This is a genomic window from Planktothrix tepida PCC 9214, from assembly GCF_900009145.1.
GTDB lineage: Bacteria > Cyanobacteriota > Cyanobacteriia > Cyanobacteriales > Microcoleaceae > Planktothrix > Planktothrix tepida.
Genome location: NZ_LN889801.1, coordinates 253069 through 276059, shown reverse-complemented (window position 1 = coordinate 276059; position 22991 = coordinate 253069). Strand labels below are relative to the sequence as shown.

The 22991-nt window shown below is 38.0% G+C and carries 18 protein-coding genes; 8 read left to right on the top strand and 10 right to left on the bottom strand.

All coding sequences use genetic code 11. The features are described 5' to 3' along the window. Window positions 1–121 precede the first annotated feature (121 nt). The gene (locus tag PL9214_RS14040) at window positions 122–679 is read left to right on the top strand and encodes a cyclic nucleotide-binding domain-containing protein (RefSeq protein ID WP_072719414.1); all 558 of its coding nucleotides are present in this window, start codon (window positions 122–124) and stop codon (window positions 677–679) included. A 26-nt stretch (window positions 680–705) separates the two neighbouring features. On the opposite strand, the gene PL9214_RS14035 is transcribed toward PL9214_RS14040, so the two are convergent. The 5 genes from PL9214_RS14035 to PL9214_RS14015 all read right to left on the bottom strand — a co-directional run bounded on the left by PL9214_RS14035 (window position 706) and on the right by PL9214_RS14015 (window position 6552). Then, window positions 706–1146, bottom strand: coding sequence for a hypothetical protein (locus tag PL9214_RS14035; RefSeq protein WP_306341363.1), 441 nt, complete (start codon window positions 1144–1146; stop codon window positions 706–708). 67 nt (window positions 1147–1213) lie between these two features. Next, window positions 1214–1414, bottom strand: coding sequence for a hypothetical protein (locus PL9214_RS14030; RefSeq protein ID WP_072719413.1), 201 nt, complete (start codon window positions 1412–1414; stop codon window positions 1214–1216). Between the two features lie 363 nt (window positions 1415–1777). Next, window positions 1778–3574, bottom strand: coding sequence for an ABC transporter ATP-binding protein (locus PL9214_RS14025; RefSeq protein ID WP_072719412.1), 1797 nt, complete (start codon window positions 3572–3574; stop codon window positions 1778–1780). 94 nt (window positions 3575–3668) lie between these two features. Further along, entirely contained in the window at window positions 3669–6059 is a 2391-nt protein-coding gene (locus PL9214_RS14020) for a GH116 family glycosyl hydrolase (protein ID WP_072719411.1), read from the bottom strand. Between the two features lie 103 nt (window positions 6060–6162). Continuing rightward, window positions 6163–6552: a hypothetical protein gene (locus PL9214_RS14015; RefSeq protein WP_072719410.1), complete on the bottom strand. Its 390-nt coding sequence runs from the start codon at window positions 6550–6552 to the stop codon at window positions 6163–6165. A 144-nt stretch (window positions 6553–6696) separates the two neighbouring features. Here PL9214_RS14015 and PL9214_RS14010 point away from each other — a divergent pair, with 144 nt between their 5' ends. From PL9214_RS14010 to PL9214_RS13995, 4 genes are all read left to right on the top strand, one after another. Continuing rightward, the gene (locus PL9214_RS14010; RefSeq protein WP_072719409.1) at window positions 6697–10149 is read left to right on the top strand and encodes a serine/threonine-protein kinase; all 3453 of its coding nucleotides are present in this window, start codon (window positions 6697–6699) and stop codon (window positions 10147–10149) included. An 82-nt stretch (window positions 10150–10231) separates the two neighbouring features. Next, a complete protein-coding gene (locus tag PL9214_RS14005) occupies window positions 10232–10441 on the top strand; it encodes a hypothetical protein (RefSeq protein WP_072719408.1) in 210 nt (69 codons plus the stop codon). 6 nt (window positions 10442–10447) lie between these two features. Further along, entirely contained in the window at window positions 10448–10810 is a 363-nt protein-coding gene (mazF, locus tag PL9214_RS14000) for an endoribonuclease MazF (RefSeq protein ID WP_072719407.1), read from the top strand. Window positions 10811–10820: 10 nt separating this feature from the next. After that, window positions 10821–12362: a phospholipase D-like domain-containing protein gene (locus PL9214_RS13995; protein ID WP_072719406.1), complete on the top strand. Its 1542-nt coding sequence runs from the start codon at window positions 10821–10823 to the stop codon at window positions 12360–12362. Window positions 12363–12386: 24 nt separating this feature from the next. On the opposite strand, the gene polA is transcribed toward PL9214_RS13995, so the two are convergent. Beyond that, the gene (gene polA / locus PL9214_RS13990) at window positions 12387–15272 is read right to left on the bottom strand and encodes a DNA polymerase I (RefSeq protein ID WP_222425238.1); all 2886 of its coding nucleotides are present in this window, start codon (window positions 15270–15272) and stop codon (window positions 12387–12389) included. 93 nt (window positions 15273–15365) lie between these two features. Between polA and PL9214_RS13985 the strand changes: the two genes are divergently transcribed. Then, window positions 15366–16415, top strand: a complete 1050-nt coding sequence (locus PL9214_RS13985; protein ID WP_072719404.1) for a J domain-containing protein — start codon at window positions 15366–15368, stop codon at window positions 16413–16415. 124 nt (window positions 16416–16539) lie between these two features. After that, window positions 16540–17898, top strand: a complete 1359-nt coding sequence (locus tag PL9214_RS13980) for a P-loop NTPase fold protein (RefSeq protein WP_072719403.1) — start codon at window positions 16540–16542, stop codon at window positions 17896–17898. A gap of 156 nt (window positions 17899–18054) precedes the next feature. Here the strand turns inward: PL9214_RS13980 and hemJ are convergent, their stop codons facing one another. From hemJ to PL9214_RS13965, 3 genes are all read right to left on the bottom strand, one after another. After that, on the bottom strand, window positions 18055–18612 hold the full coding sequence (hemJ, locus tag PL9214_RS13975) for a protoporphyrinogen oxidase HemJ (RefSeq protein WP_072719402.1): 558 nt from the start codon (window positions 18610–18612) through the stop codon (window positions 18055–18057). 69 nt (window positions 18613–18681) lie between these two features. Next, the gene (gene hemN / locus PL9214_RS13970) at window positions 18682–20067 is read right to left on the bottom strand and encodes an oxygen-independent coproporphyrinogen III oxidase (protein WP_072719401.1); all 1386 of its coding nucleotides are present in this window, start codon (window positions 20065–20067) and stop codon (window positions 18682–18684) included. A gap of 50 nt (window positions 20068–20117) precedes the next feature. Beyond that, window positions 20118–20765, bottom strand: a complete 648-nt coding sequence (locus PL9214_RS13965) for a biliverdin-producing heme oxygenase (RefSeq protein ID WP_072719400.1) — start codon at window positions 20763–20765, stop codon at window positions 20118–20120. Window positions 20766–20993: 228 nt separating this feature from the next. On the opposite strand from PL9214_RS13965, the gene acsF reads away from it, so the two are divergent. Then, a complete protein-coding gene (acsF, locus tag PL9214_RS13960) occupies window positions 20994–22070 on the top strand; it encodes a magnesium-protoporphyrin IX monomethyl ester (oxidative) cyclase (protein WP_072719399.1) in 1077 nt (358 codons plus the stop codon). Window positions 22071–22229: 159 nt separating this feature from the next. On the opposite strand, the gene hetL is transcribed toward acsF, so the two are convergent. Further along, the gene (gene hetL, locus PL9214_RS13955) at window positions 22230–22991 is read right to left on the bottom strand and encodes a heterocyst differentiation pentapeptide repeat protein HetL (RefSeq protein WP_245824247.1); all 762 of its coding nucleotides are present in this window, start codon (window positions 22989–22991) and stop codon (window positions 22230–22232) included.

Genomic DNA, 22991 nt, shown 5'->3' with positions numbered 1-22991 from the left:
TTTATTTATCCGTTTTTTTAGAGTTTATTATTTTCCTATTTTTTGCAATCGGATAAAATTATATCCTCAAGGTTAAATTCAACATTTTTTTCTTAATTACTCCTAGGATGATGATTAAAAGATGACTCACAAAACAGAAAAAGCACTTTTTCTTTTAGGCGGACTCAGCGATGATGATCTAAGCTGGATTATCAATAAAGCAAAAATAGAAAAACTGCCCCCAGGCGAACGGTTAATTTATGAAGGACGCCCCATTAATGCCCTTTATTTTGTATTGAGTGGATTGTTAACGGTGGTGATAGGATCGAAAGAAGATCGAGAATTAGCCCAAATTACGACAGGGGAAGTCGTTGGAGAAATTTCTTTTATCGATAGTCGCCCACCTTTAGCAACGGTTAAAGCCTTAGAAACCACTCAAGTTTTAGCTATTTCTCGTTTTGATCTCAATAGCAAACTTCACCATGATTCTAAATTTGCTGCCCGATTTTATCATGGTTTATCCCTATGTTTAGCCAGTCGGATGCGAGGCACAATTCGACGTTTAGGTTATGATGATCTGACAGAATATGAAATAGATGTACTAGAACCTGAAGAATTTAGTGAACAGACCAAAGAATTTTTAGTTTTAGCTCAAGCTAAATTTAATTGGTTAGTTCAAAATCTTCGAGCTAGAGAATAAAACATCAACTATTTTGAGAGTAGCAACTAGGGGTCATCCTGGGTTGAACTAATCCACTTCCAAAAGGGATGAGTTGGCCCCTGTTTCAGAATTTTAAAGACTTGCTGTTCTAAACGGTGTTGATAGGCGGGAGAAACCCCGAATAAAATGTTGCGACTATGCCAGACTAACGTTGCTGTTGTCAGACCTATACACAACCCCAACCCCAAAGCGGCAAAACGATTATAAGCTAAACCATAACGAACCGCCGACCAAGTAAAATGGTTTTGCCAAAGGGCAATTTCTCCGCGCAACGCCCACATACTTAAAGGCGCTACGGTAATCCACAAAATTCCAATGACTAACCATCGGGTGTAAACGGTGAGTCGATGCAATTTTTGCACTTGAGCATTAAACGTTGAATCATCTGGCGAAGGGTTTAATCCCATTTCGGCCTCCTGCTTTTTAACCCCTATCTGCTGTTGCATGAGGACTGTCCTCATGGGTCAATTTTAGAACAGCTTTCACTTATAGCAGAAGAAATTTTTAACGAACTCATAATTGACCTAACTTTTTTTGAATCCAATCAATTCGAGAATTAAATTCTAGGGTTTCTATGAGCTTGCGGTTCTCATCAGTCATGGTATTTAAGCGTTGATGAATGTCAATTAATATTTGTTCTATTTTTTCAAGGCGCTGCCGTCTTTGTTGAGATTGGCGATATAAAGGGGAAATTATCGGGCGTTCTTGCAGCATAATTAAAATAATTGACTTGAATTTAAGTTAGCTGAGATCAACAGGTTTGACAACTCAACATGGACAGTTTAAAAGCTGGCTCTTTTGAAAAAACCACAACTTGAAACTTTTTGTTAAAGATTGACTCCTGAAACTTAATCGATAAAACCCTGGTTTCCCTAATAAGATAACAAAGGACAGAAAATTTAACTGTCCTAGGCGGAAAGATTGGAAAGGATATCACTAGATTGAAAAATATTTGGTAATTTATCCTCTATCTCAAGATAGAATTTTTGCTCAAAACAGATAAAAATAGGGGATTAGGGGTTAACAAGAGGTTAAAAACTTGTTTTAATCTCAAGGATTGCAGTTTAAAGGTTTAGTTTATGAATCAAATTGTTGAGCATAAAATAAAGCATAACGTTCACCTTTTTCTAATAGCTCTTGATGGGTTCCTGATTCCACAATTTGACCTTGTTCTAAGACTAAAATTCGAGTAGCACGTCTAACCGTTGCCAAACGATGAGCAATAATAAAAACGGTTCGATTCTGCATTAATCGTTCTAAAGCTTCTTGAACTAAGGCTTCTGATTCTGAATCTAAGGCTGATGTGGCTTCATCTAAAATTAAGATTCTGGGATTTAATAAAACAGCCCTAGCAATGGCAATTCGTTGTCGTTGTCCCCCGGATAAATTTACTCCTCGTTCTCCAACAATCGTTTGATAGCCATTCGGAAACTGCATAATAAACGAATCAGCATTGGCAATTTTTGCAGCTTCTTCGATATCTTTTAATTCATAATAAGCTTGACCAAAGGCAATATTTTGAGCAATGGTTCCTGAAAATAAGGTAATATCTTGGGGAACAATCCCAATTTGTCGCCGGAGACTTTTTAAGGTGACATCTTGAATATCAATATCATCAATTTTAATAGTTCCTGACTGGCGATCATAAAATCGGGGTAATAAACTCACTAATGTTGTTTTTCCAGCCCCCGACGGCCCCACTAAAGCCACCATTTCCCCCGGTTTAACACATAAATTGAGATTCTGTAAAACCGGTTTATTGTGATCTTGACTTTGAGAAAAATCCGTTTTAGGATAAGTAAAATTAACGTTATAATATTCGACTTTCCCGGTCACATGGGGTAAAATAAAAGCATTAGGTTTTTCAAGAACCGTTGGCTGCACGGCTAACAGTTCAAAAATGCGATCGCAAGAAGCTTGACCTTGTTTAAAATCACTATAATTACTCGTAGTTAAAGAGATGGGATCTATTAATAACGCCACCGCCGCAATATAACTAATAAACCCACTTCCCGTTAAATTCCCTTGGGAGATTTGCCATCCTCCTAAAAAGAATAATAAAATTACACTCATGGCTTCTAAAAAGCCAACCACCACAAATTGTAACGCCTTAACTTGTTCGGCTAAATATTTGGCTTTGCGATTTTGTTCGGCTTCTAAACTAAAGCGATTAATTTCATATTCTTCCGCCGCAAACGCTTGGACTAACCGAATTCCTCCAAACACTTCTGTTAATAACGCTGCTAAATTAGAAACTCGGTTTTGGCTATGGCGAGTAAAGGTTAATAATTTTTCGCCAAACCAACCAATTAATACTGCCATAAACGGGGCAATAATTAACGTAGCGAGGGTTAATTGCCAGTTGAGATAAATCATATATCCCAAAACTACAATTAACTGCAAAATACAGGGAACAAATTGATGGAAAAATTTATTAATTACTTCGCCAATGCGGTCAATATCTTCCGTGAGGCGATAGGCGAGATCCCCGGTTTTAGCGGTTTCAAAATAGCCAATATTCAGCCGTTGTAAATGACGATAAACTTGTTTTCTTAATTCCAAAGAAATCGTTAAGGCAGCTTTTGCCATCAAGGTATCTTGACCATATTGTACCGTTCCCCGCACTAGAAAAACCACCGCCGCCACTCCGGCTAATTGAGAAATGGCGGAGACATTTCCAGCCCCAATATACCCCGCCATTTGCCCCGCTAACCACGCTAATAACGGCCAGAATACGGTAAAGGCAAGGGTACAAACTAATGCTTTAGCAATGGTTTGTCCTTGGGTGCGAATATAAGGAATTAATTCCTGATAGCTAGAAGGTTGTTTTTGTTTCAAGTTGTGAGCATCAAAACGTCTTTTATAACCTACCATATTTTAGAGCAGGGAACAGGGAGCAGGGAACAGGGAACAGGGAGGAAAAGACTTCACTTGAATTATCCTGGTTCGTGTCTTCGTGTCTTTGGGGTTACAAGTATTGATAATAAATTGCCCAAATTGCCATCGCTCTTAAATAATGACTGGCGCGAAATGTGCCAACGGCTGTAATGGCTTCGGAAGTCCGAAATTGTAGACCATTTTCATAGATTTGTTTAACCACAACTTCCGTTAATTCTAACGCTTCCGCTTTCATTCCCATTTGCATGAAAAACGCCGCCAACCCAAAATTAATTCCTGTCCAAACTTCTAAGGGGTGAGTATCTTGAGGATTAACCGCTTCTCCACTCGGTCTAACACCATTAGCTGCACCAAATTGTCCATTATGAAACTTTTTAAAGCAGGAATCATAAACGGTTTTTAAAGCCGAAATTGTACAATCAGTAGGAACAATATCAGGTAATTCTAATAATCTAGCATAAAATTGACCACATAATTGATCCGCCATGACTACATCAGAACCACTACCACTATCCAAACGATAATATTGACCATTCCAAAGGGTTTTTTGATACAAAGGTTTAGCCGTTTCTAACCAAGTTTGATAGGTCGGAAGAACGCTTTGAGGAGACGGGGTAACAGTTTCCTTTTCTAATACCTTACCCATCGCAATCATTGCCTCTAATGCCGCTAACCATAACCCCCCGCAATAGGCACTAATTCCCTGTAATCTCCAATCATCAAAGGTTTGGTCGGGTGCGCCACTATTTTCAGGAATTGAATCTTGATCTAAATCAAAGGTTTTCAGATAATTGAGGGTTTCAACCATTGCTGACCAACAATCTTTTAAGAACTCGTAATCTGTTCCCCCCGTTAATCGAAAATCTCGATAAACTTGCAAAATAAAATCACAAGGTAAATCCTTCCAGAGGTTACAATCTTGATAACTGGTGTAATTGGTTTTTTCCCAAGGATGTTCATTCGGTGCTCCTAAATCATGGGGGGTTGCACCGACAGCTTTCCGAATCGCAGAGGCTTGATTATAACCAATAATTCGCGGAGTATTATCGCCTTGAGAAATCGCACGGGAATAGGCGATTAATATTGATTTTTCTAACTCTGGCCATAACATTAATAAAGAAAATGACCCATATAATCGCACATCTAAACTTTCATACCAGCGATAATCTAAACATTCTAAAACGGCAAATTGACCGACTGGATCACGTTCATCTGCCGCAGTCCAAAGTGCACCTCCATCCGTGAGTAAATATAGCTCATTAAAGAGTGCCATTTTAAACCAATTGGGTAAATCTTGACGTTGTAAAATTGGGTTTTGCCACAGTTCAATCTGTTCTCGCCAAGTATCAGAATGCTTCATCGCTGTGCGAATCATTGACCAAGCATTGTGACCATTCCGACCAAAAAAATCAGTATAACGACGATAATAATTAATTCCTGATGCAAATTCAGTAATAGGTAAATCCCAGGCTAAATAAAATGGAATTTTGCGAGTTTTTCCCGGTCGAATTGTAAATTTAACTGCTAAAGCAACTGCAAGTCGTTCATCTTCTTTGGCCGGATGTTCACTTTCTTGATCTAATAATGTGCCATCTTCAGCAAAATATTCCCAAATATCTTGTCCAGTTCCAGTCGGGTTCCAACGGGTTTGATAATACACTTCAACCGCAGGATTTATAATGGTGGCAATTGCCATTTGTCCTTCCCCTTCCCGCACCTCTTCATGGGTACTTAGACGAGTCATTAAACAGCCAATACGATGAAAATCTTCAACTAATCGATTAACACTTCCGGCACTATTTCCCCATCGGGGTTGATATTCATAAACCGGACTGCCATCATCTCTGACTTTGACTTCAGGACTCGCTAAACTATTGGTAAACCATCCAATCGTATTTTCCCACGTTAATAATATACTTAAGGTAATCGGTTCATCCGTTGGGTTGTGAGCTATCCATTCAAAAATTGCAATAGGATAACTACTTTCTTGATAATTTTTTGCCCAAACTGGAGAAAATTGTTCACAAGTTAATTGTGCTGAAAATACATTTTCATAAACAAACCAACTGCGAGGATATAACGCATGATAGGTTCCTGTTTGTTCAGGATAATTTTTAGGATTAGGATACCAATTCCACGCCGCTAAACTCCCATCTTCTGGCGGTTCTGTTGATAAAGCGTAAGCTTTTTTTTGACCGTTGATTTCTTCAAAAATACTAAATTGACAAGCGGGAAGATTTCTAAAAATATGTTCTCCCCCGTCCAAATGCCAAAGGTTAAAATCTCCCCGTGAAGACCGTCCAATGCAACCTGCACCCAACCCCCCTAACGGCATTCCGTGCCAAGGGCCATCATCTAAATTACTGGCGTAGCGAACGGTATAAGGTTTTTCCCACCCTAAACCAATGGGACGACTCCAAGTAGACTCAGGAATATTGTTAATAGGGCTAGAATGGGTCATGCGGTTAAGGGATTATGCTATTTTAACAAAACTCAATTCCCCGTTTGGGATGTTTTGAATTTTCTCATAATTGAGTTAAATAAGCAAGGGTAATTTTATTCCCTCAGTTTTTTTTATGATAAAAAATCCATAATTCTGCTAAATAATAAAATAGAATAATCCCAATTAAACTTGAGCTTAAATCGAGTAAACTAAAGGTACGACTGGGAAAAAGAGTTTGCATCATTTCTTCTGCGATAGTGACTAGGGCAAAAACAAATGGCCCTAGGGGAAAAAATAGGGGATAAATGATAATCTTTTTTCCTCCCCAGGCTAAATGAGTTAAAAAAGAGGCAATTCCATATAAAATAAAGTGTCCATAGACATCATAATAGGGAATTTGTTCTAATAAACTATAGGGTAAATTTCCTAGATCTGCTGTAATTACAATTAATAATAACAACAAAAAATAGAGAAAACAAGCAATTTGCCAAGGTTTTTGAGATCGTTTCATTTTCAACTGATTGATTCAGGGATTACTCTAAATCTACCACCGCATCCTTGAGGATTTCGGATGATTAACAGTAGAAAGGCTTGATGACTTAAAAATGTAATTTGTGTTATAAATAAACAAATGTCTTCTATTGATAGCTAAGTTATGCCACCTCGCTTCATCAACGATCGCTATGCTCTATCCCCCAACCCACGATCAGGTGGAATGGCAGATGTCTACCGCGCAAGAGACTACAACCAAGAAGAACGGCTAGTTGCGGTAAAAGAATTCAAAAATGGACAAATTGAAGCAGATTTTCTAGCCGAATCCTTCAGACGTGAAACCCTAGCTCTCCAAGAGTTAAAACACCCTAGAATTGTGGAACTCCTTGATTCTGGAAAGGATGAAACTACGGGGAATTATTTTCTGGTTCTGGAGTGGATGGAGAAAGATTTAACAACACTTTTAAAAGAATCTCCCCCGGAAGATTGGGATTCATTCTGGAAAGCAATAGCCTTACCCACATTGGAAGCTTTAGCATTTTCCCATAATCGCGGAATTATACACCGGGATATTAAACCTAGCAATATTTTAGTAGGAATTGACGGTAAACTCAAACTTGCTGACTTTGGCATATCTAAGCTTAAAAGATATTTGGAACCCAATATTACACTCAAAGACTTTGTATCGCGTACATTCACGCCGCCAGAATTTGATGATGGTTCCTATACTTACACCCGCGATGTTTTCAGTTTTGGTGTATTGGTTTTGAAGTGTTTAACTAATATTGAACTAACAGAACATAATAATATTTCCACCGCTCTAAAAGCGTTTAATGCACCCTCTGAAATCGTAGAAGTAATCGAGCGTGCTGTTTCCTTAGACCCCGCAGAGCGTCAGCATAATGCAGATGTATTGTTAGCTGAAATTAATGCTATTCAAAGAAAGACAAAAACAGGAGAAATTAAAAAACGTCCTTGCTTTATTGAGCTTACACCAAGGTGCTTAGAACGACTTAGGAATGAATTGAAGATTTCTTCAGAAGTTGAGATCAAGAATCTTATCCTTGAAGATATCAATAATGAATCTGGTTGTGGCATTCGTCCCTTTAAATTTAAGGACGACACCAACGATGCTGCGTCCCGTGAAGATCACTACGAAATTTATGGTATTTCCTATCGATATCATATAAAGATAGATCAAAACCAACGACAGCACCTAGTTATTTTGAATGCTTGGTCTACTTCTTACTGGCAATTAGAACAACGTCGAGAACGTTCTTGGATTCTTCCCTACGAGTTCAGATTTGGAAAGCCACGGAATTTATATGAAGCAGAAGATGTAATTCGGGATTTAGAGGATGCAGTTATAGAGCATGAAGATAACTTAAAAGAACAGGAAGATGAGAAAGAAAAGCAACGAATATTTCAAGTTTGGTGGGATATTCTTAGAGCGAAGGGTGATTGGGAAAAAAATAGAGAGAAACCGATTAAATACAAAGACTTTACTCATCATGGAAATCGCGTTACCTTTGAATTATCAGAACTTCCAGAAGATGATCTAGGTGGACAACCACGCTATGTGAAAAATGCCAAAGAATCGATCATCTTGGAGGGAGATGTTGAGCAAGTTATCGGTGACAAATTGACTCTTTATATTAAATATGGAGAATCAGAAAGACTCCCACAATCTGGAGAATTACGTTTTGATACTCGTGCTGCTGAGGTTTCCCTAAATCGACAAAAAAATGCCCTAGATGCAATTAGATTTGATAGGGGAGTCCGTTCAGATATTCGCCAATTACTTGTCAATCCCCAAGAAGTTCGTATTCCTGATTTAGAAGTGGATGTGCAGTTTATTCAATCTCTGAATGAATCACAGGAACAAGTTGTCAAAGCTGCACTTTCTACAGAAGATTTTCTAATTGTTCAAGGGCCACCAGGGACAGGAAAAACAACATTTATTACAGAAGTTGTTCTGCAAATTCTTAATCAAAAACCTGAGACTAGAATTTTGCTGAGTTCACAAACTCATGTTGCACTAGATAACGCATTAGAACGAATTAAAGTGAAAGATCCTAACTTGAAATTGTTGCGAATTGGCAACCATGAAAGGGTATCAGAAAATGTTCATTCTCTGTTACTGGAAGAACAAATGGAACAATGGAGAGAGTCGGCGATCGCTAAAGGACAGGAATTTATTGATAATTGGTCAGCACAACGAGGTATTTCTGGGCATAACAGTGAAATAGCCACACTATTTCAAGAAATGAGAAATCTGGGAATAAAAATTGAAACTTTCAGGGAAGAAGTTAATGCCTGGAAACAGGATTTAGATGAAATTCTAGCAATAAATTACGACATAGAAAATCCAGATTCATTGTTAGAAACTCATATTCCCAAAGATAAGCTAGAGGAATGTCAAAGTATTGAAGTGGAAATTAACATTCTACGTCAGCAGTTAAAAGAAGCGCGACAGCAACAGAAAGAAAAAGCCAAGCGGTTAAAAGAATTAACTAGAAGTAGTATCAATCAACTTTTGAGATTATCGGTTGAGGAGATACAAGAACAGATTAATCAACTCATTGATCAAAATAATTCAGATTCAAAAATGCTACAAAACTTGCTAAAAATTCAAACAGAATGGTTTGAGCAGTTTGGTCGAAATGACAAATTCAATATACCTTTAATTAAGCGATCGCAAGTAATAGCTGGGACTTGTATCGGAATTCCTAGAGAGATTCAAGACATAGAATTTGACCTGTGTATTGTTGATGAAGCTTCAAAAGCTACGGCGACAGAAGTATTAGTCCCAATGGCGCGATCTCATCGCTGGATATTGGTTGGTGACCCTAAACAACTGCCACCCTTTAAAGATGAAGTTAGCAGAAATTCTGACTTTTTAGACGAATACGAACTGACTCAAGATGATATTCGAGAAACTCTATTTGATCGACTGCTTAGAACACTCCCAGATGGGTGTCGCAAGATGTTAACGATTCAACATCGGATGGTTGCACCAATTGGCAATTTAGTTAGTGAATGCTTTTATGAAGGTCAACTCAAAAGTGCCAGGACAGATATCGATAAAGACCTGGCTAAAATATTACCAAAAACCGTTACTTGGTTAACAACAAGTAAACTTAAAAATTCTCATGAACAGTCTGTAAATTCTAGCTTTAACAATCCCTGTGAAGTAAACGTCATTGTTGAGTTTCTCAAACAGCTAAATCAGACAGCAGTAAAAGCTGAAAAAAAATATAGTGTGGCTGTTTTAACCGGGTATGCAGCACAGCTAAAATTACTTAATCGTAGGCTTAATTCAGAATTAAACAATTGGCAAGCATTAACAGTTGAGTGTAATACAGTAGATGCGTTCCAAGGACGTGAAGCTGATATTGCCGTGTATTCTGTAACTCGTTCTAACAAACAAGGTAAAGTGGGTTTTCTGCGTGATGCAGAACGATTAAATGTGGCTTTATCCAGAGGTAAAGTGGGTTTAGTAATTGTGGGAGATCACCATTTCTGTCGAACTTCACAGGAGAATCCATTACACCGAGTTTTAGAGTATATTGAATGTCACCGTGAAAATTGCGATTTAACTGAGCCTGGGTTATAATTCCTGTATAGCCTTTATCGGGTAAATAGTCTGTATATTACTCATTTTACAACTGGTAGATTACGAAATAAGCAGGTGTTCAATGAAAGACCACAAAATAACATTAGAAATTTCGGAAACGCTTTTTGAGCAACTCTCTTTGCTAGCCGAAATAAAAGAAGAATCAATAGAATATTTAGCAATTGAAATTATTGCTGCTAAATTACCTTGTTTAATTCAAAGAGAGAGTCAATTGAAGCAATTATTAGAAGCAATCAAACCTGATAGCATTCATAGTGAAATTGGGTTATAATAATATATGAATTCTGATAATCCTCAGTTGTATATTCCCCGTCAAGGTGATATCATTTGGATTGACTTTATTCCGCAATTAGGGAGGGAACAGGCAGGTCGTCGTCCAGCTATTGTTATCTCAAAAACAACATATAATCGCCGAGTTGGACTAGCTTTAGTCTGTCCAATTACTAGCCGAGTAAAAGGTTATCCTTTTGAAGTAGCAATTCCAGAAGGATTGGCAGTATCAGGAGTTGTTTTAGCCGATCAAATTAAATCCTTTGATTGGCAAGCAAGGCAAGCAGAGTTTGCTTGTAAAATGCCTCCAGAAGTCCTAATTGAAGTAGTTGCTAAATTAATGAACCTATTACCCGAAATAGAGATTTAGTTAAATAAATATGAAGTTAGAAAATCTCGATTTTTCTCCAGAAGAACTGCGTCGCTACAATAATCGTACAGGCTTCGATTTAGTGAGTTGTAAACAAGTCGGTTTACCTGTTTATAAAATTACTGTTCAAGCTCTAACTCAACTGCATAAACCAATTCCACCAATAGAAGAATATGTCTTGAAATCGATTAATGCTGGTTTATCCTCTGAAACGGATATTGCTGGATTTCTTGGCATTGAATTGCCTATTGTCAGGGATGCAATGATCAATTTAAGGATGAGTGAGGATATAGACCTCATAGCTCCTGATGGCTCTCAGATACAGGTTTGGAAGTTGACGAAAAAAGGTGAAGGAACACTCCGCGAGGCTAAAATTATTGTTCCAGAAGAGCGAACATTTGATATCAATTTTGATGGACTTTTACGGTATCCTCGTTGGTACGGAAAGTTAGAGTCACGTTTACTTAAGCAAAAAGACTTGCGTAATCAAGACATTATAGAAATTGATCCCTTTCCAAAAAAGTCACCAGAAATTTCCGATCTTAAACTCAAAGATGTAGACAAAATTATTCGCCAGATTGACGGAGCCAGCAAAGCCAGAGTTAAGCAAGAGCGAGACCTTTTAGCCTTGAAAGCTATTGAGCGCAGGTCGATATTTTTTCAACCCGCTTTGATGCTGATTTATAAGGCAAAAGATAGTGATAATATTCAGGTATCTTTTGCGATTGATGATGTTATTTCTAATGATCATGAAGAAATTTTTGATCGTACTAATGGAATCAAAAAACTTCAGATATTAGAAAACCTAAAAGAGAGCGCACCCCGAAAGTTAGCTGAAGCAGTTTTAGGATATGAATTTGTTGCTCAAGCTCCTTTACAAGAAATTGAAGCGATTAAGGAAAAAGTTTTTGCTGCTCAAGCTCAAATAGAAGAAAAAATACAAACAACTCAAAATACTCTTGAACAAACTGAAGATGATCAGGAAAAACTCATTCTTGATCAAAAGCTTCAAGAAGCACAACAGCAAATAAAAGAACTTCAAGCTCAACTTGATTCTATTCTAGCTTCAGTTCCGATGCGATGGCTAGAAATGTACGAACACCGTCCTATCCTCGAACAAGCACTTAAAGAGAGTCAAAAACGTTTAATGATTATCTCTCCTTGGATTCGAGCAAGTTCTGTGGATAAAAAGTTTATTCAACAGTTTGAAAATCTTCTCAAACGGGGAGTACAAGTTTTGATTGGGTACGGTTTAGGAGAAAACGATGATAAAAATTCAAAATCTGATATTCAAGCTGAGAAAAATCTTGAAAAATTAGCAAATCAGTACCAAGGTAATTTTATCCTTAAACGTCTTGGAGATACCCACGCAAAAATCCTCATATCTGATGGAAAATTTGCTGTTACAACAAGTTTTAATTGGCTTTCTTTTAAGGGCGATCGCGATCGCACCTTTCGAGATGAACGGGGAACACTTGTATCTGACCCCCAAAAAATTGATGAACTTTTTGATAGCTATAGATCTCGAATAATTAATACAAAATCTACTTGATCTAGGCTGCTTTATAGAAAATCATTATTTCGCTTCCATCCAATTTTGTCCAGCGTGAATATCTACAACTAAAGGAACACTTAAAGGAAGCACTTGTTCCATAATAGTTTTAATTTTGGGTTGAAGTTCTTCCCATTCCGTCTCAGGAATTTCAAAGACTAATTCATCATGAACTTGTAATACTAATCGAGATTGATATTGAGTTAATAGTTGATGCACTTGTACCATTGCCATTTTAATAATATCAGCACTGGAACCTTGAATAGGAGCGTTAGCAGCGGCTCTTAATAGTTGGGCATCATTTTGACCCATTTTTTTTCCTAATTGGCTTAAATCAATGGAATTAATATCAACTCCTTTTAAATTGTTTAAGCTGCTTCCTTGAAAATCAAAATACCGTCTTCTTGCTAATATAGTTTCGACATACCCTTGAGCAATTGCTTGTCTTTTAACCGTTTCTAAATAAGCAAAAACCTGGGAATAGCGTTGGTTAAATCGTTCAATAAATTGCTTACCTTCTGCACTACTCACCTTTGCTTCCCGTGCAAATCGTTGGGCTCCCATTCCATAGATTACACCAAAATTAATGGTTTTCCCTAACCGTCGTTCATCGGATGTTACGGTGTCTTTTTCAAATAATAATTTAGCGGTCACGGTATGAACATCTTGATTATTTTGATAAGCGTCTAATAAAATAGGTTCTTGACTTAAATGAGCTAAAATTCTGAGTTCAATTTGGGAATAGTCGGCTGATACTAATAACCAGTTGGGTTCCGTTGTAAAGGCTTTTCTAATTTTTCGAGAAAATTCAGTTTTAATCGGAATATTCTGTAAATTAGGATTAGAAGAAGATAACCGTCCTGTTGCGGTAACGGTTTGGTTAAAACTGGTATGAATGCGTTGTTTAGCATCAACCATTGTGGGTAACGCATCCACATAAGTTGACTTCAGTTTCGCTAAAGTTCGATATTCTAATATAACATCAATAATAGGATGATCTCCTTGTAATTTTTCTAAAACATTGACATCCGTTGAATAGCCTGTTTTTGTTTGGCGCGTTTTTTTGGTATTTAATTCTAATTTTTCAAATAACAGTTGGCTAAGTTGTTTAGGAGAACCTAAATTAAATTTTTCTCCAGCTAGTTCATAAGCTTGATTTTCAATAATTTCTAACTGTTTATCGAGTTGCTCTGCCAAAGTTTGCAAATATTCAATATCGAGATTTACTCCCCAATATTCCATATCGGCTAAAACAACTTCTAAAGGTTGTTCAACATCGGTTAGAAGTTTCATCAGATGAGGCTTATCTATCAATTTGGCTTTGATGCTTTCTACTAATTGAAAAGTGACATAAACCTGCATTCCGCAATATTCAGCGACTTGATTAATATTAATATCTGCAATAGTTTTCCCTTTAGGAACTAATTCATCATAACTAGGAGCGATTAATTCAGATCCTAAATGTCTGAGACTTAAATCAATTAAATTATGATTAGCTTCCGGGTTTAAAATATAATCGGCTAACATTGGATCAAAGACAACACCTTGTAAATTAATGCCCTGAGATCTAAAAATTGACCGATCATATTTAGCATTTTGAAACGTTTTAGGATAGCGATCACTTTCTAAAATCGGACGTAAAAGATCTAACGTTTGGACTTTATCTAAATTTGTTCCTTGAGTATGATTTAACGGAATATAAGCCACATCGGTTGCTTCTGTTCCCCAACAACATCCTATTCCAACTAATTCCGCTTTTAGGAATTCTAAAGAGGTGGTTTCCGTATCCCAAGCAACGGGATAGTTAACATCAGTATGCTGTTTTAAAATATCAACTAACTCTTCTAAAGCGTCTGAAGTTTGAATTAAACGCACTTTAATGTTAGACACAGGACTATTTAACCGTTTTTGCTCTTGGTAAGCTGTGGTTTCTTCCGGTGTCCAAAAATCGATATCGTCCCCAACAGTAACCGGATTTTCTGTAACTTCTGTTTGAATTATTCCTTTAAATTGCTGTTGAATTTGATTGATTTTTCCTAAAAATGTTTGAAAGGCTAATTTCTCTAAAATAGGTTGAATTTTAGCGACATCAAACCCTTGTAATTTAAAATTTTCTAAACCAACCTCTAAAGGTACATCCTGAATAATTCGCGCTAAGGTTTGAGAATGATCCGCATCGGCTTTTCCTTCCTCTAATTTTTGGCGAGTTGCGCCTTTAATATCCTCAAGATGAGCATAGATATTTTCTAAGGAACCATATTCTCCTAATAATTTAACAGCCGTAGTTTTCCCAATGCCTTTCACCCCTGGAATATTATCGGATTTATCGCCACATAATGCCTTATAATCAATCACCTGATGAGGATAAATCTGTAATTTATCATAAACTTGTTGAGCTAAAAACTCTGTAGGAACACTACCTTTGCCCGGTTCTAAATGTAAAATACTAATCTGTTTTTCAAGATCAATTAATTGAAATAAATCCTGATCTCCCGATAAAACTTTAACTCGATATCCTTCCCGGCTTCCCCGGTTGGCTAAGGTTCCTAAAACATCATCCGCTTCATAACCCGGAGCCGTAACAATGCTTAAATCAAACGCTTGTAATAACGCTTGTAAATTCTGCACATCTTCAATAAAATCTTGAGGCGTTTCAGAGCGATCCGCTTTGTAATTTTCATCCGCTTCATGACGAAACGTAGGAACTCCTAAATCAAAAGCGATCGCTAAATAATCCGGCTTTTGACTTGCCATAACGTCTAATAATGACTTCAAAAACCCAAAACAAACACTGGTCGGAATACCCGTTGACGTGCGTAACCCTCCTTGGCGACTTTTCCCAAAGGCAAAATAGGAACGAAATGCCAACGAATGACCATCAACCAAAAGTAATAGGGGATGTTCCAACACCGTTTTTAATCCAAGCGCAATACAATCTTTATTCTAACGATCTGCCTTCTGCCTCTGTAGGTGAAAATAAAAGAAGATCAACAGATTTCAAACGTGGAGATCGAAAAATACTACAAAATTTTAAACCTAGAACCGGGGGCGTCCTTAGAGGAGGTCAGACAAGCCTATCGCCATCAGGCGTTGATTTGGCATCCCGATCGCTATCCCCAGAATTCTATCTTACAAGCGGAAGCGGAAGCCAAATTTAAAGAAATTAGCCACGCCTACGAAACCTTAAAAACAGATTTAAGTAGCCCCTACCCTACCCTCCCAACTCCCCCTGTGGTTACTGAGCCTGTCGAAGTACCCCCAACTCCCCCTGTGGTCACTAAGCCTGTCGAAGTGCCCCCAACTTCCCCACCTCTACCAATGGGTTGGTTAACCGGGGTCTTTCTCAGCTATGCCATCATTGCCTGGATTTTAACCACATTGAAGATTCCTTCCTGGGTTTGGGTCTTTCTCAGCGTGGGTTGGCTCATGGTTACGATCGCGGCGAGTGAAGATTCTGAGTCCGGTCAACCTTGGTTAATGGCCTTAATCTTTGCCGGAGCGATCGCCGGATGGGTGTTAGGAAACGAAGCTGGGGGGATGATTACCGCCCTAGTCTGGGGAGGCGTGGGCTTGGGATTAGGGGCGATGGCAGGCTCAGAAAGCCCTGCTAAAGGGGTAATTGGGCTCTTGACAATCATGGGAATTGCGGCAATTGCTGGGTTAATCGCCGGAACGAAAAAGGGAGACTGGTTAAGTTCTTTGGTGGGTGGGGGTTTTGGCTCCATAATGGGATTAATGTTAGGAATTATTTTAGATGCGATTTTTCGGTCTAGGGCGAAACTGGGAACCGGAAGTTTATTGGGATTAGTCTTAGGAGGATGGATCGGAGCTTGGATCGGCGCCGGGAAACAAGCGATGATGCGGGTGATCCAACGAATGCAGCCAGAGGTGATTATTGCGGCTTGGGGTGCGATCGCTGTGGTTGCAGGGACGGTGGCGCAAATGGTTGCCGGAGAAAAATTACTTGCGTCCTACAATGGATTTTACACCTTTTTAATTTTAGCGATTACCTCCGGTCTGGGCTTGAGTTTTGGCTGGTGGTTAGCCCACTAACTCAAGTGAATCTTAGTACGGAATTGGGAGGATATCTTCCGAAAGAAAGAGAAAAGTCCCCTCCTTGAAGAAGGATGATCGGGAATTTAAAATTGTCTGTTAACTGTATCACTCAGGGAAAACAATGGAACTTGATTTATCTCGCTTTTTTAAAGCTTCTAATCCGGCTGAAACCCTCGATGTTGAACGTCCAGAAGATCAAAAATATTATATTGATTTTTCTCCAGCACGAGGCGGTAAGTGCATGGAACAAATTGCACGAACAATTACGCGGTTATCCCCTGATCGCCCCACCTGCCAACTGTTTACCGGGCCAGTAGGTTCAGGGAAATCAACGGAATTATTGAGGTTGAAAGCTCAACTCCAAAAAGAAGGATTCCATGTCGTTTATTTTGAATCGAGTAAAGATTTAGATATGGGGGATGTGGATATTACCGATATTTTATTAGCGATCGCTCGTCAAGTGAGTGAAAGTATTGAAAGCTTGAAAATTAAATTACAACCGAAAGGATTTAAAAGTTTATTAAGTGGAGTCATTAATGTTTTAAATACAGAAATTGACTTAAAAGCAGATATTAACGTCCCCGGTCTGGGAACATTGGCTGCTAACACAGAAGGAGAATTTTCCCTCTCTACAGGGATTGGAAATATTACGGCTAAGACGAAAGATAGTCGAGATTTACGGTCTTTATTACGTCAATATTTAGAACCCCGAACCAATAATATTTTAGAGGCTATCAATAAAGAATTATTGGAACCTTCCATCCAACAATTAAAACAGATGGGAAAACAAGGTTTAGTGGTGATTATTGATAATTTAGATCGGATTAGTTATAGCCCCAATAGTACGGGAAGATTTCAACCCGAATATTTATTTATTGATCGCGGTGAACAACTCAATAAACTCAATTGTCATGTAGTTTATACCATTCCTTTAGGTTTGATTTTTTCTAATGATTTAGGACAACTGATGAATCGTTTTGGGAATGACCCAAAAACCTTACCGATGGTGACGGTAAAATTTGAAGATGGCGCACCTTGTCAAGAGGGAATTGAATTGTTAAGACAAATGGTAATGGCAAGAGCATTTCCAGGTCTGGCTGCGAAAGATTATCCAGCTTTAATTGATACAATTTTTGATAGTCCTGAAACCTTAGATCGTCTTTGTACCATTAGTGGCGGTCATGTTCGGAGTTTATTAATTTTGTTATATAGCTGTTTACAAAAAGAAGATCCCCCTTTAACAAGAGAATCCTTAGAAGAGGTAATTCTACAACGTCGTCATCAATTAACCTTAGCCATTGAAGCTGAAGAATGGCAAATGTTACGCCAAGTAGCAGCGACTAAAAAGTTGAGTGGTCAAATTGAATATCAAACCCTAATCAGAAGTTTATGGGTTTTTGAATATAATCATGCTCAACATTTTTGGTATGATATTAACCCGATATTGACGGAAGCTAAGGAGTTTGGATTAGGCATTTAGAGACATTAAACTTAAACAGATTTAACAGATTTTAGCTGGGTAAAGCCCAGCTTTTTTTTGATGAGGTTAAAATTGAATTTCCTGTTATAACGCTACCCATTACTGTTCCCTGTTCCCTGTTCCCTGTTCCCTGTTCAATAGTCTGTTAATATTCCCTTACTGACTCATAGCTTGCTGACTGTTTTTTTGTCGATGTATAGCATAGAGTTGAAAGAAAATAATCATCCCTAAAATAAAACTGCCAGTGACAGCGACTGCGGTGTTCAGGGGTAAACTATTTTTGAAGACAGCTAACAACACAATCACTAATAAAAGTACAGTTGGAACTTCATTTAAACTGCGGAATTGTTGACTGGTGAACATAATTTTATGAGTGGCTAATTGTCGCATGATTCGACCACAATAAAAATGATAGGCGACTAAAACGGCAACTAATCCTAACTTTAGATGCAACCACATATCTTTTAAAAGACTGGGCTCTGTAATTAAAAGTGCGATCGCCATTACCACCGTCACCACCATTCCAGGGGTTGTAATAATTCCATAAAGGCGTTTTTCCATCAATTCATATTGTTCTTTTAAAATGCTGCGGGCGGGCTCCGGTTTTTCTTCCGCTTCAGCATGATAAACAAATAATCTCACCAGGTAAAATAAACCCGCAAACCAGACAACCATTCCGATGATATGAAAGGATTTAAACCAAAAATAAGTCATAGATCCAATGACAACCTAAAAATAAAGGTGGGCATAACCCACCTTACCGGATTCTGGACAATCTGGCAATTAAATCGCCCTGGATAATCTTTGTTGCTGTTGGGCGGGAGTATGGGTATCAAATAAAAAGGCAATATTTCTGACCAAGAGTCTGCCTAAGTTTGTCACCACAATTGAATCATAATTGGATTGAACTAACCCATCCGCAATTAAGGGGCGCATCTCGATTAATTCTTCGGCAAAGTAGGTATCAAAATCGAGGTGATATTTAGATTCGATTTGAGATTTATCTAAGTAGAAATTAGACATAATTTGCATAATTACATCTCGTCTCAGAACGTCATCTCGGCTTAATTTAAACCCTTTGCTAACGGGTAAAATTCCTTGATCAATGGCTTGATAATACTCTTTTAATCGCTTATGGTTTTGAGCATAGGTATCTTCTAACATACTAATGGAAGTTAACCCAAATCCATAGAGTTCGGCTTCTGGTTGAGTTGTATAGCCTTGGAAATTCCGTTTTAAGGCTGAATTTTGTTGAGCGATCGCTAATTCATCATTGGGTTTAGCAAAGTGATCCATGCCAATAAAAACATAGCCTTTATCGGTTAATTCTTGGATAGACATTTGCCAAATTTCTAACTTTTCATGGGGTTGGGGTAAGGCCGCTTGGGGAATATTTTTCTGTACAGGTTTCATCCAGGGAACATAAGCAAAGTTAAAAATTGCAATGCGATCTGGATCGAGAGCAAGGGTTTTTTGAATCGTTTCTTTGAAGGTATGTACTGTTTGATAAGGTAAACCATAAATTAAGTCTACATTCACACTTTCAAACCCGGCTTCTTTAATCCAGTCCATAACATTAAAGAGCAGAGCTTCGGGTTGAACTCGATTGACGGCTTCTTGAACTTCAGGATTAAAATCTTGAATCCCAAAACTAATCCGATTAAACCCCATTTCTTTCAAGAAAAAGATATAATTTCTATCCACATATCGAGGATTAATTTCAATGGAGATTTCGGCTTTATCTGCAAAAGTGAACTGTTTATTAATGGTTGCCCATAAGGAATCAACCTGTTCTAAGGATAAGTAATTGGGTGTACCTCCGCCCCAGTGTAGTTGTGTGACCGGGCGACGAGTATCAATAAACTGGGAGGTAAAATCAATTTCTCTGGATAAATAATCGATATAGCTTCTAGCTGCATCTTTATTATTAGAAACAATCACATTACAGCCGCAGAAATAACAGGCACTTTGGCAGAAGGGAATATGAAAATAGAGCGATAAGGGCGATTGACGTTGATTGGATTCAGTAATGGCAAATTCCCAATCTAAGGAAGTAAATCCATCTTTTAATTCCGTTGCTGGGGGATAGCTGGTATAACGAGGAACCGCATTATCATATTTTTGAATTAAATCAAAATCAAACGCCACATTCGCTACCGAAAAAACCATTGATAGAATCTCCTAAATCAGTTGTAATTGCAGATAATAGAAAAATTGAATTAAACGGTGACTGGAGTTTGGGTTTCTCCTAAATCTTTCAACATGGCAATATTGAGGGTAAAGGCATTATTGGCTTCTGCAACAATTTCATCTTGCAGGTCTTCACTCAGGATTAATTCATTTAATTTTTGACGATATTGATTTTTAAATTCATTCACATCAGGAATTTCATCAAATTCATAGAAACAAATACCTTGATGTTCTTCTAAATGAAAGATGGATTGGGCAATTTTCTTTAAGCTTTGCCCCCCAGATAAATCACCCATGTAGCGAGTATAAGCATGAGCAATTAATAAAACGGGTTCGGTGGCAGAAAGTTCACGCAGTCGGGAAACATAAGCTTGTGCGGCTGGAGAAGGGGTGATATTATCCGGCCAATGTTCTCCATAATAAAAGGTTAAGTCTTTTTCTAAATTGGCTTTGCGATTCAGTTCTGGACAATAAATTTTGCTAATAATCGGATGGGTTTGATGGCATTGCAATTCCGATTCTAATTGACTATAAACAAAGTATAAATTACTTAACAGTTGGCAAAAAGAATCTCGACTGACACCCCCTGATAAAAAGTTTTTCATAAATCCGGTATGTTCCGCATTGCTATGAGATTGTTGGGTTCCGAGTTTGAGTTTTTCAGCTAAGTTTGTCATGGTTTTATCAATGAATTTAAGATGAAACTTCTCTGAAGACTTAACCCATTCCCAACAGAGGAAAACAAGGTTTTGTCTTCACCACTCGAATGAGCATATCACTATATCACTGATTGGTTATATATTCTTTACAATTCTTTACAGGCAAAAAAAATGACAACGGGTACTAGACAAAACCGGAGTCATATAGTTTAATAACTAATCAGTAATATTTAAGGACTCGCAGCGATGGTGAATACTGTCCAAAACCCCGGAACTCAAGAACTGCGCCCCGGTATTAAAAATCCGGTTCAAGAGACATTGCTGACGCCTCGCTTCTACACCACAGACTTTGACGCGATGGCGAACCTAGACTTATCGGCCTATGAGGAGGAATTTTCAGCAGTTTTAGAGGAGTTACGGTCGGACTATAACCGTCATCATTTTGTTCGGGATGAAGAATTTGAACAAAGTTGGGAACAAATTGATGAGAGAACACGCTTGGCATTTGTGGACTTTTTAGAACGGTCTTGTACTTCGGAATTTTCTGGATTTTTATTATTTAAAGAGTTATCTCGTCAACTCAAAACTCGAAATCCCTTGTTATCTGAAGCCTTTACTTTATTGGCTAGAGATGAAGCGCGTCATGCGGGATTTATTAATAAAGCCATGTCGGATTTTAATTTATCTTTGGATTTAGGGTATTTAACCAAACACCGGACTTATACCTTCTTTAAACCGGAGTGGATTATTTACGCGGTTTATTTATCGGAAAAAATTGGATATTGGCGTTATATTACAGTGTTCCGCCATTTAGAAGCCCATCCCGAACATCAATATTATCCCTTATTCCGTTATTTTGAAAGTTGGTGTCAGGATGAAAACCGACATGGAGATTTCTTTAAGGTTTTATTGCGTTCTCAACCGCAAATGTGGCAAAGTTGGCAAGGAAGATTATGGGCTAGATTTTTCCTGTTAACGGTCTTTGCTACCCATACCTTAACGGTTGATGAACGGGCAGACTTTTATGATACCTTGGGATTAGATGCAAAGGAATATAATCGTCATGTTGTTCGCAAAACCAATGAAACTTCGTTAAGAGCATTTCCAGAGGTTTTAGATACAGAACATCCCGACTTTTTCCGCCGCCTCGAAAAATGTTCCGAGAACAATGCCAACAACCAAAAAATTGATGCCAGCAACAAACCGAAATGGGTTAAATTCTTATTAAAATTACCCTCTAACTGTTCAACGTTATGGAATTTATTCAGAATTTATATTACCAAACCCATTGATGCTGAAGCATTACGGGGAGAAGTGCATTAAGTTGCGATTCTCAAAACCTGGGATTTAGAGCAGGTTTGGGGTGTAGAAGATTAAGGATAATCCTATGGAACTACACTCCTAAACTAAATATTAATTCCGAGAGAAACTGGGTTTTTTCATCAATTTTATCTTGTTCAAAGCCCCGTTTCTACAGAATCCTTAATCATGAATACTACCATCTGGCATAATCACCCCATTGAGATTAGCATCCGTTAAAATGGTGCGAGTTAAATCAGCACCTCGCAAATCAGCATTGCATAGATTAGCCCCACTTAAATCCGCATAACTTAAATCAGCCCCTTTTAAATTGACTTCGCTGAGGTTGGTATGATAACTTTGTTCAGAGCTTAAAAGCCCTAAACCCGAAACCCCAAAAATAGAGTGACAGAGCTTGGCTTTTTCCAAGTTAGCTTGATGTAAAATCGCCCCACTAAAATTGGCATAACTTAAATCGGCTTCCGCTAAAATCGCATAACTTAAATCCGTTTGTTGATTATGATTGGGGCGAAAATTAGCTTCAAAAAGAATTGCTTGGAAAAGATTGACATTTCTTAAATCACATCCCGATAAACACGCTTTCATGAGTTGGGCTTGTTTTAAGGATGCCTTAAAAAGTTTCGCCCCAGTTAAATCGGCTTCTCGTAACTGAGCTTGATATAAATTGGCTTCAGTTAAATCAGCCCCCCAGAGAATAGTTTCACTTAAGTTAGCCTGGACAAGATTGGCTTTAGACAGGTTAGCTTTTCCTAATCTCGCTTCTCGTAAATCCGAATAACTTAAGTTAGCTCTGGTGAGGTTTAAGTTCACTAAATTGGCTTCTTGTAAATCAACAGAAGATAAGTCAATCTCAGGAAAATTACGTTCCGCCGCTGCATATCTTCGGAGAAATTCATCGACATTCATAATAATATCAAGTACCAT

Coding starts and splice junctions, on each gene's coding strand:
- mazF (WP_072719407.1), top strand. CDS start 10,448: ATGAATTCTGATAATCCTCAGTTGTATATTCCCCGTCAAGGTGATATC.
- hemJ (WP_072719402.1), bottom strand. CDS start 18,612: ATGACTTATTTTTGGTTTAAATCCTTTCATATCATCGGAATGGTTGTC.
- PL9214_RS14035 (WP_306341363.1), bottom strand. CDS start 1,146: ATGCAACAGCAGATAGGGGTTAAAAAGCAGGAGGCCGAAATGGGATTA.
- acsF (WP_072719399.1), top strand. CDS start 20,994: ATGGTGAATACTGTCCAAAACCCCGGAACTCAAGAACTGCGCCCCGGT.
- PL9214_RS13995 (WP_072719406.1), top strand. CDS start 10,821: ATGAAGTTAGAAAATCTCGATTTTTCTCCAGAAGAACTGCGTCGCTAC.
- PL9214_RS14015 (WP_072719410.1), bottom strand. CDS start 6,552: ATGAAACGATCTCAAAAACCTTGGCAAATTGCTTGTTTTCTCTATTTT.
- hemN (WP_072719401.1), bottom strand. CDS start 20,067: ATGGTTTTTTCGGTAGCGAATGTGGCGTTTGATTTTGATTTAATTCAA.
- PL9214_RS14030 (WP_072719413.1), bottom strand. CDS start 1,414: ATGCTGCAAGAACGCCCGATAATTTCCCCTTTATATCGCCAATCTCAA.
- PL9214_RS13980 (WP_072719403.1), top strand. CDS start 16,540: ATGGAACTTGATTTATCTCGCTTTTTTAAAGCTTCTAATCCGGCTGAA.
- PL9214_RS14020 (WP_072719411.1), bottom strand. CDS start 6,059: ATGACCCATTCTAGCCCTATTAACAATATTCCTGAGTCTACTTGGAGT.
- PL9214_RS14005 (WP_072719408.1), top strand. CDS start 10,232: ATGAAAGACCACAAAATAACATTAGAAATTTCGGAAACGCTTTTTGAG.
- hetL (WP_245824247.1), bottom strand. CDS start 22,991: ATGGTACTTGATATTATTATGAATGTCGATGAATTTCTCCGAAGATAT.
- PL9214_RS14040 (WP_072719414.1), top strand. CDS start 122: ATGACTCACAAAACAGAAAAAGCACTTTTTCTTTTAGGCGGACTCAGC.
- PL9214_RS13965 (WP_072719400.1), bottom strand. CDS start 20,765: ATGACAAACTTAGCTGAAAAACTCAAACTCGGAACCCAACAATCTCAT.
- PL9214_RS14025 (WP_072719412.1), bottom strand. CDS start 3,574: ATGGTAGGTTATAAAAGACGTTTTGATGCTCACAACTTGAAACAAAAA.
- PL9214_RS14010 (WP_072719409.1), top strand. CDS start 6,697: ATGCCACCTCGCTTCATCAACGATCGCTATGCTCTATCCCCCAACCCA.